14 protein-coding genes, 1 tRNA gene and 2 pseudogenes are annotated in these 13,851 nt (G+C 68.5%); 2 read left to right on the forward strand and 15 right to left on the reverse strand.

Features of this window, described 5'->3' with window-relative positions; all coding sequences use genetic code 11:
• The 7 genes and pseudogenes from A5712_RS17600 to A5712_RS17630 all read right to left on the reverse strand — a co-directional run.
• Positions 1 to 808: pseudogene (locus tag A5712_RS17600) on the reverse strand (iron ABC transporter permease); the annotation flags it as partial.
• Positions 805 to 3,375: an ABC transporter ATP-binding protein/permease gene (locus A5712_RS17605; protein WP_068107564.1), complete on the reverse strand. Its 2,571-nt coding sequence runs from the start codon at positions 3,373 to 3,375 to the stop codon at positions 805 to 807. The pseudogene A5712_RS17600 and the gene A5712_RS17605, both read right to left, overlap by 4 nt.
• A 252-nt stretch (positions 3,376 to 3,627) precedes the next feature.
• Positions 3,628 to 4,860 (reverse strand): fatty acid desaturase, encoded by a 1,233-nt coding sequence (locus A5712_RS17610; protein WP_068107567.1) that lies wholly within the window; start codon positions 4,858 to 4,860, stop codon positions 3,628 to 3,630.
• Between the two features lie 10 nt (positions 4,861 to 4,870).
• Positions 4,871 to 5,998: a ferredoxin reductase gene (locus tag A5712_RS17615; protein ID WP_068107570.1), complete on the reverse strand. Its 1,128-nt coding sequence runs from the start codon at positions 5,996 to 5,998 to the stop codon at positions 4,871 to 4,873.
• Positions 5,999 to 6,206: 208 nt separating this feature from the next.
• On the reverse strand, positions 6,207 to 6,506 hold the full coding sequence (locus A5712_RS17620) for a hypothetical protein (RefSeq protein WP_068107572.1): 300 nt from the start codon (positions 6,504 to 6,506) through the stop codon (positions 6,207 to 6,209).
• A 120-nt stretch (positions 6,507 to 6,626) separates the two neighbouring features.
• On the reverse strand, positions 6,627 to 7,055 hold the full coding sequence (locus tag A5712_RS17625) for an FHA domain-containing protein (RefSeq protein WP_068107575.1): 429 nt from the start codon (positions 7,053 to 7,055) through the stop codon (positions 6,627 to 6,629).
• A 208-nt stretch (positions 7,056 to 7,263) separates the two neighbouring features.
• Positions 7,264 to 7,347, reverse strand: a tRNA-Leu gene (locus A5712_RS17630).
• Positions 7,348 to 7,417: 70 nt separating this feature from the next.
• Here A5712_RS17630 and A5712_RS17635 point away from each other — a divergent pair.
• Positions 7,418 to 7,798, forward strand: coding sequence for a hypothetical protein (locus A5712_RS17635; RefSeq protein WP_068107576.1), 381 nt, complete (start codon positions 7,418 to 7,420; stop codon positions 7,796 to 7,798).
• Positions 7,795 to 8,145, forward strand: a complete 351-nt coding sequence (locus tag A5712_RS17640) for a DUF3817 domain-containing protein (protein ID WP_068107579.1) — start codon at positions 7,795 to 7,797, stop codon at positions 8,143 to 8,145. The genes A5712_RS17635 and A5712_RS17640 overlap by 4 nt, the downstream gene beginning before the upstream one ends.
• A gap of 151 nt (positions 8,146 to 8,296) precedes the next feature.
• Here the strand turns inward: A5712_RS17640 and rdgB are convergent, their stop codons facing one another.
• From rdgB to A5712_RS17675, 8 genes and pseudogenes are all read right to left on the reverse strand, one after another.
• Positions 8,297 to 8,896 (reverse strand): RdgB/HAM1 family non-canonical purine NTP pyrophosphatase, encoded by a 600-nt coding sequence (gene rdgB, locus A5712_RS17645; RefSeq protein WP_068107581.1) that lies wholly within the window; start codon positions 8,894 to 8,896, stop codon positions 8,297 to 8,299.
• Positions 8,893 to 9,672 (reverse strand): ribonuclease PH, encoded by a 780-nt coding sequence (gene rph / locus A5712_RS17650; protein ID WP_067149446.1) that lies wholly within the window; start codon positions 9,670 to 9,672, stop codon positions 8,893 to 8,895. Before rph ends, rdgB begins: the two co-directional genes overlap by 4 nt.
• A gap of 27 nt (positions 9,673 to 9,699) precedes the next feature.
• Positions 9,700 to 10,482 carry a cyclic nucleotide-degrading phosphodiesterase gene (locus A5712_RS17655; RefSeq protein WP_068107583.1) on the reverse strand — a complete coding sequence of 261 codons (783 nt, stop codon included), beginning with the start codon at positions 10,480 to 10,482 and terminating at the stop codon, positions 9,700 to 9,702.
• Positions 10,483 to 10,553: 71 nt separating this feature from the next.
• A complete protein-coding gene (gene murI / locus A5712_RS17660) occupies positions 10,554 to 11,369 on the reverse strand; it encodes a glutamate racemase (protein WP_068107585.1) in 816 nt (271 codons plus the stop codon).
• The gene (locus A5712_RS17665; protein ID WP_068107587.1) at positions 11,366 to 12,034 is read right to left on the reverse strand and encodes a rhomboid family intramembrane serine protease; all 669 of its coding nucleotides are present in this window, start codon (positions 12,032 to 12,034) and stop codon (positions 11,366 to 11,368) included. The genes murI and A5712_RS17665 overlap by 4 nt, the downstream gene beginning before the upstream one ends.
• Before the next feature lie 48 nt (positions 12,035 to 12,082).
• A pseudogene (locus tag A5712_RS32025) lies at positions 12,083 to 12,151 on the reverse strand (hypothetical protein); the annotation flags it as partial.
• 21 nt (positions 12,152 to 12,172) lie between these two features.
• Positions 12,173 to 13,225: a P1 family peptidase gene (locus A5712_RS17670; protein WP_068107605.1), complete on the reverse strand. Its 1,053-nt coding sequence runs from the start codon at positions 13,223 to 13,225 to the stop codon at positions 12,173 to 12,175.
• A gap of 16 nt (positions 13,226 to 13,241) precedes the next feature.
• Positions 13,242 to 13,826 (reverse strand): DUF2017 domain-containing protein, encoded by a 585-nt coding sequence (locus A5712_RS17675; RefSeq protein WP_068107589.1) that lies wholly within the window; start codon positions 13,824 to 13,826, stop codon positions 13,242 to 13,244.
• Between the last annotated feature and the right edge of the window lie 25 nt (positions 13,827 to 13,851).

The raw sequence follows: 13,851 nt of genomic DNA on the forward strand, positions 1-13,851 counted from the left end.
CGCTCAGGGTCCCGCTCAGCGCCAGCACCGTCGTCGTGCCCGCCAGCAGGATGAGGGCCAACTGGCTCGCGGCGCTGAACAGCAGCTGACCCGGAACCTGCATGGCCAGCAGCCGCATCGTCGCCCCGCGCTGTGCGGCCAGCGCCGCGCCCACCAGGCTGCGGGCGGGCTCGGCGCGCCGCGCGGCCCGCAACGCCTGCTGGGTTCGGGCGAACTCGATGATCCGTTCGGTGAGTGCTGTGTTGGCCGCAGCGGCCGCGCCGTCGGCGCGGCGCGCCAGCCGCGCGGAGCCCCACAACGCGCCCAGCAGCAACGGCACGCCGCCGAGCGCGGCCAGGCCCAGCTGCCAAGACACCGGCAGCAGCGCCAGCGCGATGGCCGCCGGCAGCAGGATCGCCGTGACGAGCGGCGTCAGCAGGTTGACCACCAGGCCCACGAGTTCCGGGCCCGTCGCCGCGATCGCCTGCCGTGCGGTCGCGGTGTTTTCGGCGGTGAACCAGTCCAGCCGGACATCCGGAAGACGGTCCGCCACATCGTGCTGGCTGTGGTCGAGCACGGCGAAGCCGAGATCCAGGCCGATGCGCGCGGTCGCTGCGTCGATCGCCCAGCCGGCCACGGTCGCGGCCGTGAGCCAGCCCAGCCACACCAGTGCGCGGTGCGGCTCGGCGCCGAACAGCGCGCCCACCAGCGGGACGAGCAGCACCGTGGCCACCGCCCGCGCCACCACGGAGATCAGGGCGAGCGCGGCGTACGAAAACACCTTGGCGCGGCGCTCTTTCGGAACCAGGCCGATCCAGGTGCGGATCACCGCGTCGCCTCCCCCGCCGCGGCCGCCGGGACCGCGCTGCCGTGGCCCGTATCCCACAGCCGGCGATAGCGTCCATCCGCGACGAGCAATTCGTCATGGGTGCCCCGTTCGGCGATCCGGCCCTCATCGAGAACGACGATCTGGTCGGCGCGGGTGATGGTGTGCAGCCGGTGGGCGATCACCAGGACCGTCCGGTCCCGGGTGAGCCGGTTGAGCGCTTGCTGCACAAGGTATTCCGATTCCGGGTCGGCGAAGGCCGTGGCCTCGTCGAGGATCAGGACCGGGGTGTCGGCGAGGATGGCGCGGGCGATGGTGAGCCGTTGACGTTCGCCGCCCGACAACCCGCTGCCCGCACCCAACATCGTGTCGTAGCCCTGCGGCAGTCGCACGATGCGGTTGTGGATTTGGGCCTCGCGCGCCGCGGCCTCGATCTGCGCGGCGGTGGCATCGGGGACGGCCAGCGCGATGTTCTGCGCGACCGTGCCGTGCACCAGCAGGGTTTCCTGCAGCACAAAGCCGACGCGCGTGTAGAGCTCGTCGGCGCTCAGCGACCGAATGTCTTGTCCCCCAACCCGTATCGCGCCCTGCTCGACATCGTGGAATCGGGCCAGCAGCGCGGCCAGCGTCGACTTCCCCGAACCCGACGGGCCGACCAGCGCGGTCACGGTGCCGGGCCGCAGCGTCAACGACACGTCCCGGATCACCGGAACGCCGGGCCGATACCCGAAGCCGACGCGATCGAACACCACAGTCGCCGGCGCGTCGCCACGGAGCGCGTCCTGCCCTCGCACCTCGAGTTCGGGCTCGTCGAGCGCGTTCTGCAGCCGCCGGGCGGCCAGCATCCCGGCGCGGATGCCACCGAGCCCGTAAGCGATGCCGAGCAGGCGCGCGCCAAACGTGGTGCCCAGCAACAGGAACGGCAGCAGGTCGACCGGATCCATCCGCCCGCCCGCGATAAGCAGGGTGCCGGCCGCCGCGATGAGCCACAGGAACGTCGCGGGACGCGTGGCCAGATCCATCAGCGTCTTCTTGCCGGCGAGGGGACGCTGCCAGGCCGCCAGGAAGCCGACATACTCGTCGAGGCGGCGGCGGAAGCTGGAGGCCGCGGCACCGCCGAAGACCCGAATCACCGGCTGCCCTTCGAGATACGCGCCGGCCTCCCCGCTCATTCGCTCCGCCCAGCGCTGCGACTGCGGGATGCGTGGGCCCGACTGAATCGTGATCGACGACGTCAGCACCAGATAGACCAGGACCGGCGCGAACAACACCAGCGCCACCCGCCAGTCGACGACGAAGAGGTAGATGAGCACCGCCACCGGCGCGACGACGGCGGCGACCGCGTCCGGGATGGCGTGGGTGACCAGATAGTGCAACGCCAGCGTGTCGTCCTGCACCAGCTGCTTGATCGACCCCGACCCGCGGGCCGTGAACCAACCCAGCGGCAGCCGGGACAACTTGGTCAACAGCCGTGAGCGCAAGTCACTTGCGAAGCGCGCGTCGACGACATGCAGCCACAGCGTGAGCGCGGCGCCGAGCATGGTGCCGAGCCCCAGCAGCGAAACCACCGCGACGCCCAACGTCCACAGCCGCTGCTCGCCGGCGCCGGACACCAGCAGCCGCGCCAACTCGACCAGGAGCACGAACGGCGCCAGCTGCACCAGCGTGATCACCGCCTGCAGCACGCCGGAGACGATGAGCGCCGGCCGTAGCGGCGCGAGCAACCGGCCCGCGCCCTGGGCTCGCCAGCTGCCGCGGGGCGGCGGCGATGGTGTCGCCGGTTCCGGTTGGGGCATTGGAGTTTCTGAGGTTTCCGCTTCGTCGCCGCGGCTGGTGCCCATTGCTCGCCCGGCGCTCCAATAGGCCTGGGCGTGAATCTCGGACTTGGGAAACCCGAACTCGTCGCGCAACCGTGTGCGGACGTGCTTGAGCGCTGTCGCCTCGGGCGTGGCCCACGCGTACCAGTTCGACCAGTCCCTGCTCTCGATTGCCGCGGCCAGCGACTTCTCGTCGCGGCGCGGGACCCAATGCACCCGCAGCCGTGGGTGTTTCGCGAGCGGGATCAGTGTGTCGTTGTCGTCGTGCTGCTCGAGGTACACCTCGATCGGGACATCGTCGGGGACGGTTCCGACGATTCCGTTGATCCCGGGTATCGACGCCGAATCCCCGATCAACAGGTAGCCGGCCGGCTGCTCGTCGGGCGCGTCGAAGCGCGACGAGCCCATCAGCGACATGACCGCGATCGTCGCGCCGGGTTGCACCGTTCGTGCCCACAACGAGGCCGGGCCCGCCGGCTCGTGCAGGACGACGTCGACGGCGAAGCGGCCGGTGGCGACGTCCGCCTCCGAGATCGTGTAGGCGCGCTGGAACTCGGTTCTCGATCCGTCGGGGTCCGGGAACCAGAACCGTAGCCAGGCCGCGGGTTCGGCCTCCACCTCGTCGAACAGCGTGGGTGATTGCATTCGCACCCGCACGAAATGGGGCGCGATGGGGACGGTTTCGATGACCGTCGCGGTGTGGTCGCGGGCGCCGAAGCTGCGCAGCATCACCCCTTGAAATCCGCGCGCCATTTAGCGATCCGCCCCGACGACCTCTGTCTCAGCGATCAGCGGCGGCCGGCCGCCCCGACAAGACGCAACCGACTGCATTCAGCGACCCTCCGAGTAGGTAAGTAACCACAAACTAAGGGTTGCCTTACCAAAGGTCAACCTGACGGTGCCCGCTACGCCGCCCGCCCGGGGCCCGTTCGCGGCGAGATCGACGACACCGTGGGCTCTACTCGAACTTTCTCGCGCCGGTCGAGCCTGGGTCGATGGTGCCGGCTACGCCGCCCGCCGAGCCCCCCGCAACTCGCGCAGGGCGGTGCGCAGGCCGCGACGTTTGCCCGTCTGCGGATCGACGAAGCTGTCCCGCAGCCCCTCGCGGACGCGGAACTTCAGCTCCGAGCGCGTCTCGCGTGCGTCGTCGGGCGTCGCCTGCAGAAGTTTGTCGGGCAGGGCGAGCTTGAGGATCGTCCAGAACGTCTGCAGGTATTGGCGGCCAAGGGATCCCGTGGTGTAGGGCAAGTCGTATTTGTCGCACAGCTCGCGCACCCGCACGGCGATCTCCGCGTAGCGGTTGCTGGGCAGGTCCGGGAACAGGTGGTGCTCGATCTGGTAGCAGAGGTTGCCGCTCATGAAGGCCATCAGCGGGCCGGCGTTGAAGTTCGCCGATCCCAGCATCTGGCGCAGGTACCACTCCCCGTGGGTCTCGTTCTCGAACTCGTCGACGGTGAATTTCTCCGCGCCGTCGGGGAAGTGGCCGCAGAAGATGACCATGTAGGCCCAGATGTTGCGGATCAGGTTGGCGGTCATGTTGGCTTTGATGGTGCGCTTCCAGTTGCGGCCGGTCAGCGCGGGGAAGATCAGGTAGTCCTTGCCCTCCTGCCTGACCACCTTTTTCATGATCACCCGCAGATCCTTGGCCGCCTCGGCGTAGCTCTTCTGCTTTTTGCGCAGCTTCGCGGTCTCGATGTGGTGCAACGCGACGCCGTACTGAAAGAACGTGCCCAGCAGCATGTTGTAGATCGGGTTGCCGAGCATCCAGGGTTCCCACGGCTCGTCGCGGGTGACGCGCATGATGCCGTAGCCCACGTCGGCGTCGAGGCCGACGACGTTCGTGTACTTGTGGTGGACGAAATTGTGGGAATGCTTCCACTGCGCGCTCGGGCAGGTGGTGTCCCATTCCCACTCCGTGGAGTGGATCTCCGGGTCGTTCATCCAGTCCCACTGGCCGTGGATGATGTTGTGGCCCAGCTCCATATTCTCGATGATTTTCGCCGACGCGAGCATCGCGGTGCCGGTGAGCCAGGCCAGCTTGTTGTGGCTGGCGAACAACACGATTCGCGCGCCGGCGGCCAGCGCGCGCTGCAACTGGACGGAGCGGCGAATGTAGCGCGCGTCGCGCTCGCCGCGGGACTCCTCGATCTCGGCGCGGATCGCATCGAGCTCCTGCGCAAGCTGCTCCACGTCCTCGGTGGTCAGGTGTGCGTATTCCTTGATGTCGGTGATTGCCATCGGTTTTCCCCTAGATCTTGATGGTGCAGTCTCCGGATGCCGTGGAGATGCAGGTTTGGATGCGGTCGCCCGCGCCGTGTTCGGTCCCCGACCGGAAGTCGCGCACGTGCCCCGCCTCCAGCGGCAGCACGCACGTCTGGCAGATACCCATCCGGCAGCCGAAGGGCATCTGGATGCCCACCTGTTCGCCGGCCTCCATAATCGATGTGGCGCCGTCGATTTCGACGGTCTTGTCGGAGATGGCGAAGGTGACCGTTCCGCCTTCGCCGCCCTTGTCCGTGGCGGCGATCGTGAAGCGCTCCATGTGCAGCTGATCGCTGGAGTCAGCGCCTTTCCACGTCTCTTCGGCGGCGTCCAACAAGGAGTTCGGGCCGCACACCCAGGCCGGGCGGTCCTGCCAGTCGGGCACGATATCCGCGAGGTCTTCGAATTCGAAGTGACCCTGAGTTTTGGTGAGCTGCAAATGAAGTCGATATCCCGGCTGTGCCTTTTCCAGCTCGCGCAGCTCGTCATGGAAGATCACGTCGTCGGCGCTCGGTGCCGAGTGGATGTGCACGATGTCCGCCTGCTGTCCGCGCGACTTGAGCATGCGCAGCATGGCCATCACCGGGGTGATGCCACTGCCGGCGGTGATGAACAGGATCTTGGCCGGCGCGGGGTCCGGCAGCGCGAATTCTCCCTTGGGTGAGGCCAGGCGCACGATGGTGCCCGGCTTGACGCCCTTGACGAGGTGCGTCGACAAGAAGCCCTCGGGGGTGGCCTTCACGGTGATGGTGATGTTCTTGTTGTCGCGGCGCGGGACCGACGTCAAGGAATAGGACCGCCAGTGCCACCGGCCGTCGATCCGCAGGCCGATGCCGACGTACTGGCCCGGCTTGTACCGCCCCGAAAAACCCCAGCCGGGCTTGATCGTGACGGTCGCCGAGTCCGCGGTCTCGGGTCGAACGTCGACGATGAGGCCGCGCAACTCGCGCGCCGACCACAGCGGGTTGAGCAGCTTGAGGTAGTCGTCGGGCAGTAGCGGGGTGGTCGCCCTGGCGGCAAGCCCGCGCGGCACGTTGACCCAGGATCTGGCGGTCTGCACGCCCTTCGCGGGCGCCGTGCTCCATCGAGTGAGGCTGCGAAGCGGAGAAACCATAAGTCATCCCAGCGGTCTGATCAGGGTTACACGTGGGCCGGTCGGCTCACGCTTCCCCATCGGCTTCCCAACGGGCTCGTTCGATAAACACCTGTTCTCTGAGCGACTCCGCCGGCGGCACCCAGACGCGTGTGGCCTGCGCGTTGTTCCCGTGAGCGGGTTCGGGCGGCATTCGACACGAGACGACTTGGTGTATACCGAAGTACCTTCAGTCGATGTCTAGAGACAAGTCAGCCTCGGACTCTTTTCGCTTCAGCTGTGCCAGCGCTCGATCTTCGGCCGCCGCCTGACGGTGGCGGGAGGCGGATTTGCGGTGCTCCTCCGTGTCGGACACGCCTTGTGCGACAGTCACGTCTTGCACCTGCGCGACTCGCTCGTGCTGGCGCGCGGACTCCTCGAAGCTGCGGGCCGCCGACAGGCCGGCAAGGGCGGCCCGTTCGCGAGCCGCGGCAGCCCGGCTTTCCGCGCGGTCGATGGCTTGCTCGAGTGGGTCCTGTGCGGTGGCCATGACGCGCCTTCCTAATTGCGGTTCAACGCGGTTACCCGCGCAGTGGGCGACGAAACGTGGGGCCGTTTGGCGCCGACGCGACGACGTGTCGGGCTGGATTATCGACGTCGCCCGTCCGACTTATCCGGTCAGGAAGACGAGCCGGAACTTACCGATCTGCACTTGATCGTTGTTCGCCAGCACCGCTGAGTCCACCGGCCGACGGTTAACGTATGTGCCGTTGAGGCTTCCGACGTCGGCGACGGTCCAGCTACCGTCCTCTGCGAGGCGAAACTCGGCATGGCGACGGCTCACGGTGATGTCGTCCAGCAGAATCTCGCTGTCGGGATGGCGTCCCGCCGAGGTGACTGGCTGATCGAGCAAGAATCGAGAACCGGCGTTCGGGCCACGCTTCACGACGAGCAGTGCCGATCCGCTCGGCAATGCTTCGACAGTTTCCGCCACGGCAGCGGTCGAACCGTCATCAGATTCATCAAGGAACTGGTCGCCAAAATCAGCAGTGGTCTCGCCAACTGCTTCAGTGAGGTTCCGGTCGTCGTCGCGATTCACGTGCCGGTCGCCCCGCCCGGCACTCCGGCCTGATTTGCATGATGCCAGCCCACCTGGGCGGCTCCTTCTACCTAAATGCTCGGGCACGCTCACGTGCCCAACAGTCAAAAGAAGTACCCAGATTGGGAGGGTCTTACGCCCTAGGGCAGCTAAGGGAGTTAAGGCAACCCCTCTAGCCAGTAACCGTTATTTGGCGCATAAACATGGGTGCGGGCGGAGGGACTCGAACCCTCAAGCTCTTTCGAGCAATGGCACCTAAAACCATCGCGTCTGCCAATTTCGCCACGCCCGCGGCGGAGCCGATCGTACCGCGCGCCTCGACGAATTCGTCGGGCCGAAATCGTGAGCGGTACGTTCAAGGGGTGCCGACTACCCGCCGTCGCAGGCCCGCGCTGATCGCTTTGGTGATCGTCGCGGCGTGCGGCTGTCTGGCCCTGGGCTGGTGGCAGTGGACGAGGTTTCAGTCGGTCTCTGGCACCTACCAGAACCTGGGCTACGCGCTGCAGTGGCCGCTGTTCGCCTGGTTCTGCGTCTACGCGTACCGCAAGTTCGTGCGCTACGAGGAGGAGCCGCCGCAAGCGCACAACAGCGCCGGGATGACCGAGATACCCGCGGGCCTGCTGCCCGAGCGGCCCAAGCCGGCGCCGCCACCGACCGACGATCCCGCGCTGCGGGAGTACAACGCTTACCTCGCCGAGCTCGCCCAGAAAGACGCACAGAAGGAGAACAGGACCACCGCATGAGCACACCCGAGACGCCGGGCGCGCCCGCGCCCGCCTTTCCCGTCGAGAAGATCCGCACCGCGTTGCTCGCCTACCGGGTGATGGCGTGGACGACGGGTCTGTGGCTCATCGCGCTGTGCTACGAGATCGTCTCGCACCTGGCGTTCCATCACGAGATCCGCTGGATCGAAGTCGTGCACGGCTGGGTCTATTTCGCCTACGTGTTGGCGGCGTTCAACCTCGCGATCAAGGTGCGCTGGCCGATCGGCAAGACCATCGGCGTGCTGCTCTCCGGCACCATCCCGCTGCTCGGCATCATCGTCGAGCATTTCCAGACGAAGGCCGTCAAAGCGCGCTTCGGGCTTTGAGTCACATCTGCCACTTCATCTCTCCCGGCGGCGACACCCTTTGTGCCCGCCTCATAGCGACTCCGGTTGACGGCCTGTCGCTGTGAGGCGGGCAGAAAGTCAACCGCTCCGTTGCGGAGGCTGATGTGGCGTATGTGCTTACAGGCGCCGCTCAGGCGAGCGCCCCAAGCGCCGGCACCAACAGCGCGAGCGCGCGACCGCGATGCGACACCGCATCCTTCTCCGCCGGGCTCAACTCCGCCGCGGTGCGGTCGCTGCCGTCGGGAACGAACACCGGGTCGTAGCCGAACCCGCCGTCGCCGCGCGCCTCCCGCGCGATCGAGCCGGGCCACTCGCCGCGGACGACAACCTCCCCGGACGCGGACACCAGCGCGCAGGCGGACACGAACGCCGCGCCGCGCCGGTCGTCGGGAACGTCACGCAACTGCGCCAGCAGCAGCGCGGTGTTGGCCGCGTCGTCGCCGTGGTTGCCGGACCAGCGCGCGGACAGCACGCCGGGCATCCCGTTCATCGCGGCCACCTCTAAGCCCGAGTCGTCGGCCACGCACGCCAGACCTGTCGCGCCGAACCCATCGCGCGCCTTGGCCAGCGCGTTGTCTTCGAACGTCGCACCGATTTCGGGCGCCTCGTCAAACGGCGCCACGTCGTCCAGCGAAACCAACGTCAACCGCGACAAACCTGCGCCGTCGAGCACGCGGCGCAGTTCGGCCAGCTTCTTGGGGTTGCGGCTGGCGACCAGCAGTCGAATCAGCTGCCGAACGCCTTCGACGGCGTCGGTCCCTCGGGCAGCACCCCGGGGTACGGCAGCGCCAGAGCCTCAGTCTGGGCGGCGAACAACTTGTCGCATGCGGCCAGCGCCACGTCCAGCAGCTTGTCGAGCGTCGAGCGTGGGAACGTCGCGCCCTCGCCGGTCCCCTGAACCTCCACCAAAGTTCCGGTGTCGGTGGCTACGACGTTCATGTCCACCTCGGCGCGGGAGTCCTCCTCGTAGGGCAGGTCGACCCGGATCCGGCCGTCGACGACGCCGACGCTGACGGCCGCGATGGCACACGACAGCGGGCGCGGGTCCGAAAGCTTGCCCGCCGCCGACAGGTAGGTCACCGCGTCGGCCAGGGCAACGTAGGCGCCGGTGATGGCCGCGGTGCGGGTACCGCCGTCGGCCTGCAACACGTCGCAGTCGACGGCGATCGTGTTCTCCCCCAACGCCCGCAGGTCTATGCACGCCCGCAGCGACCGGCCGATCAGCCTGCTGATCTCCTGGGTCCGCCCGCTCGGCCGGCCCTTGACCGATTCGCGGTCGGAGCGCGTGTGGGTGGCCGACGGCAGCATCGCGTACTCGGCGGTCAGCCAGCCCAGCCCCGATCCCTTGCGCCAGCGCGGCACCCCTTCGGTCACGCTGGCCGTGCACATGACCTTGGTGTGGCCGAATTCGATCAGTACCGAACCCGCCGGGTGGTCGGTGAATCCGCGGGTGATGACGACGGGGCGAAGCTCGTCGTCGAGGCGGCCGTCTTCTCGTTTGGACACCCAGTAACCCTAGCCAACGCCGGGGGGTCAGACCCTTTCGGAGCGGCGGACATCGAACGTCTCACCGCAGACCACCGCGTGCACGGGACCGTCGAATTCGGCCTTGGCCTCGGTGATCACGTCCTCGCGCGATGTCCACGGTGGGATGTGCGTCAGCAGCAGCTCGTGCACGCCGGCCTGCCTCGCGACCCGGCCGGCCTCCGTGCCGGACATGTGCAGCGCGGGCGGCCGATCCGCCGCATGTGTCCAGGAGGCCTCGCAGAGGAAGACGTCGGCGCCGCGGGCCAGCTCGACCAGCTGATCGCAGAGGCCGGTGTCGCCGCTGTAGACGAACGACGCACCACTGGGGTCGGTGATCCGCAAGCCGTACGACTCGGTGGGGTGTGCCACCACCCGCGGCGTCACCGTAATCGCGCCGAACGTCACCGGCTCGCCGTCGACCCAATGCCGTACGTCGAAAATGTCGGAGCAGTCGTCGATCTCGCCGCCGTAGGGCGATGATGCGGCGCCCAGCCGGGACCAGGTGTCGCCGGGGCCGTACAGCAGCGCCTTGCCGAGCGGCTTCGACGGATGGTAGCGGCGCCACACGAACAGGCCCGGTACGTCAAGGCAGTGATCGGCGTGCAGGTGTGACAACAACACGTGCACCGAACCGGGATCGGCGTAGCGCTGCAGCGCGCCCAAAACACCGCCGCCGAAGTCGAGTACCAGCGGCGGGGTATCCGGTGCCCGAAGCAGATAACCCGATGCAGGCGAATCCGGACCGGTCACGCTGCCCGAGCAGCCGAGCACGGTTATTCGCACGGACACTACTGTGCCATGCCCGATGGGGCGATGGAGAAAACATGGCCGCTTTGGTGTGACCAGAATCTCCCGGCGCGCTAGCGGGCGCGGGTTTGATGCACCGGTTGCACGCCGGTCACCGCGGGACCCAGAAACCGCGCGGCCAGTTTGGTGAAGGCCTCGGGGTCGCCGGTGGCCTCGAAAACCCTCGTGGCGGGCGGCGCGTCATGCGGGCGCAGCAGGTCCGTTTCGGTGAGCACCCGCAGCACCTCCTTGGCGGTTTCCTCGGCGCTGGACACCAGCGTGACGTTCTCGCCCATCGCCAGTTGGATCAGCCCGGACAGCAGCGGGTAGTGCGTGCATCCGAGCACCAGGGTGTCCACCTGCGCACGCTGCAGCGGCTCCAGGTAGCCCTCCGCGAGCCCGAGCACCTGGCGCCCGCTCGTCACCCCGCGCTCGACGAAGTCGACGAACCGCGGGCAGGCCACCGCAGTGATCTCTGTGTCCCGGGCGGCGGCGAACGCGTCCTGATAGGCGTGCGAGTTGATGGTCGCCCGGGTGCCGATGACCCCGATGCGCCCGTTGCGGGTGGTGGCGACCGCGCGCCGCACCGCCGGCAGGATCACCTCGACGACGGGCACGTCGTAGCGCTCCCGGGCGTCGCGCAGGCAGGCCGCCGACGCCGTGTTGCAGGCGATCACCAGCGCCTTGACGCCGCGGTCGACCAGGTCGTCACCGATGGCCAGCGCGTGCGCGCGCACCTCGGAAATGGAGAGCGGGCCGTAGGGACCGTTGGCCGTGTCGCCGACGTAGATCATGTCCTCGTCGGGCAGCTGGTCGATGATCGCCCGCGCGACGGTCAGCCCCCCGACGCCGGAGTCGAAGACCCCGACGGGCGCCAACGGCGAACTCATGTCTTGGTCCGCCGCGCGCCGGCTTTCTTTTCGCGGGCCTTGCGCTCCGGGGCGGAGAGCAGATAGGCCGCCACCACGCCGGCGACCGCACCGCTCAGATGCCCCTGCCAGGACACCCCGCCGCACTGGTGGAGCACCGGCATCGCGCCGAGCAGCACCCCGCCGTAGGCGAACAACACCACCAACCCGATGACGATGTCGGTGAACTTGCGCACGAATATCCCGAAGACCAGCAAAAACGTGAGCCAGCCGAAGATGAGGCCGGACGCCCCGATGTGATCCGTCGGCCCGCAAGCGCTTCCCACGTTGCCGATCAGCCAGGTGCCGAAGCCGCCCAACACCCAGACAATCACCGTGGCCCAGACGAAGCGCGACAATCCCGCCAGCGTCATCAGGAAGCCGAGCACCAGCAGCGGCACCGTGTTGGCCATCAGGTGCTGCCAGTTGGCGTGCAGAACCGGCGCGAAGATGATGCCCCAGAGGCCGTCGGGGGTGAGCGGCCTGATGCCGTTGGAATCCAGTCGGCCGCCCATCAGCTGGTCGATCAGCTCGACCAGATACAGCAGGGCCACGAAGGTGAGGATCGTGGCCCCGCCGACCACCCACTGGGGTCGTTTTTTCGACTTGGGTGCCGGTGTGCGCGGCTGGCCGACATGTCCGCTCATTGAGCGCCGCTCCTCCTCATCGCTGCGCTCTGCATCGTCGCCGGCGCGTCATGCCCATAGCTGCCCTTCTAGAGCGTTCTCGGCATCGTCCAGGCTACCGGCATAGGCACCGGTTGACGTCGGTGCGGCGCGAGTAGGTCACGGTTTCCTTCCGGCGAATGCTCCGGGCAACACGTCGCGGTAGGTCGGTATACCGGCCACCGACTCGGCGGCGAACACCCCGGCCAGCACCGCGCGGGCCAGGCAGTCGGCCGCGGCCGCACCGACCTCGGTGACCAGCCCCGTCTCGGGCAGGAAGGCGGCGGGCGGCGGCTTCGAAGCGACGGCCGGGGCCACCTCGACCGCCCCCGTCGCCAGCGCGAACACCGTATCGCCGTCCACCGGGGTGTGCGCCGGGCGGATGGTCCGGGCCAGGCCGTCCTGGGCGGCGATCGCGACGCGCCGGCACGCGGCCGGGCTGAGCGCGGCGTCGGTCGCGACCACGGCGATGGTGGTGTTCAGCGGGTGCTCGGGGCTCAGCGGCGACGGCAACTGCGCGAACGCGTCGATCTGCTCGGCGGGCGGCGGCGTCAGCGCGAAGTCCCGGATCAGGTCCGCCATCCACGGCAGGCCGGTCGCCCGGTCCGCGACCTCGCCGGCGCAGTTCACCACGACGACGGCGCCGACGGTGACCCCGGACGGCAACGTCGTCGAGGCCGACCCGACGCCGCCCTTGAGCACCCCCGCCCGCGCGCCGACCCCCGCGCCGACGGTCCCGACGGCCACCTCGCCGGCCCCGGCGGCGGCGCAGGCCGCGTACCCGAAGTCGGCCGTCGGCCGGCGGTCCCAACCGCCGACCGGCAGGTCGAAGATCACCGCTCCCGGCACGATGGGGACGACGCCGCCGTCCATGGCCACACCGCGGTCGTTCTCCTCGAGCCAGCGCATGACGCCGTCGGCGGCGGCCAGGCCGTAGGCGCTGCCGCCGGCGAGCAACACCGCGTCGACGAACCGCACGGTGTTGGCCGGATCCAGCAGATCGGTCTCCCGGGTGCCGGGCGCGCCCCCGCGGCAATCGACACCGCAGACCGTCCCGGGCGGCGTCAGCACGACCGTCACCCCGCAGGCCCACCCGGCGCCCAGCGACGCGTCGGGGTCGAGCCGCTGGTAGTGGCCGACACGGATGCCCGCGACGTCGGTGATGCCGTTCATCCGGCCGTCATCCACATCACCGGCGCCCCATCAAGGCCAAAACCAGATACTCCTGCAGGACGGTCAGCCACTGGTAGACGTCGAAGTGCACGGCCAGTGGATGGTCGGCCGGCAGGCGCTCCGGGCCCTCCGGCCCGATCTCGAGCATGACCCCCAACGTCAGCCGGAGGTCGTTGACCGCCGCGATCCAGGCGTTCGCGTCGTCCTCGGTCAGCTCGAAGCGGCCGCCATCGCCCGGAACGGTGTCCAGGACCCGTTGCGCCGCAGCGCGTTTGGCCGCGATGATCTCCGGCTCGTGCAGGCTGCGCAGCGCGGCGTTGAGGCCGTCGAGCGTTTGGTCGGCCGCCTGGTCGTCGAGTTCGTCCGGATTGTGGAAATCCGGCAGCAGCCGACGCAGCGTCGGATCACCTGGCGGTTCGGCATGGCCGGTCTTGATGCCGGTGATCTCCTCGAGTTCGTCTGTGGGCGAGGAAGATTCGCGTTCGTCGAGCAGGCCGATCATCGCGCTCACCAGGTTGGTGAGCAGGGCGGCCTCATGAGCGGCCAAGGCGGACCGAAAACGGGGACCGTTGGCGGTCTCGACGCGCTTCCATTTGCGCACAAGGAGTCCCGGATTACCTGGAACC

It is taken from the genome of Mycobacterium sp. E2327, assembly GCF_001672675.1.
Taxonomy (GTDB): Bacteria; Actinomycetota; Actinomycetes; order Mycobacteriales; family Mycobacteriaceae; genus Mycobacterium.

What these genes read in the sequence shown, in the direction of transcription:
- A5712_RS17640 (WP_068107579.1), top strand. Translation starts at nt 7,795, where the DNA reads ATGAGCACACCCGAGACGCCGGGCGCGCCCGCGCCCGCCTTTCCCGTC.
- A5712_RS17615 (WP_068107570.1), bottom strand. Translation starts at nt 5,998, where the DNA reads ATGGTTTCTCCGCTTCGCAGCCTCACTCGATGGAGCACGGCGCCCGCG.
- A5712_RS17670 (WP_068107605.1), bottom strand. Translation starts at nt 13,225, where the DNA reads ATGAACGGCATCACCGACGTCGCGGGCATCCGTGTCGGCCACTACCAG.
- A5712_RS17665 (WP_068107587.1), bottom strand. Translation starts at nt 12,034, where the DNA reads ATGAGCGGACATGTCGGCCAGCCGCGCACACCGGCACCCAAGTCGAAA.
- A5712_RS17610 (WP_068107567.1), bottom strand. Translation starts at nt 4,860, where the DNA reads ATGGCAATCACCGACATCAAGGAATACGCACACCTGACCACCGAGGAC.
- murI (WP_068107585.1), bottom strand. Translation starts at nt 11,369, where the DNA reads ATGAGTTCGCCGTTGGCGCCCGTCGGGGTCTTCGACTCCGGCGTCGGG.
- A5712_RS17620 (WP_068107572.1), bottom strand. Translation starts at nt 6,506, where the DNA reads ATGGCCACCGCACAGGACCCACTCGAGCAAGCCATCGACCGCGCGGAA.
- A5712_RS17605 (WP_068107564.1), bottom strand. Translation starts at nt 3,375, where the DNA reads ATGGCGCGCGGATTTCAAGGGGTGATGCTGCGCAGCTTCGGCGCCCGC.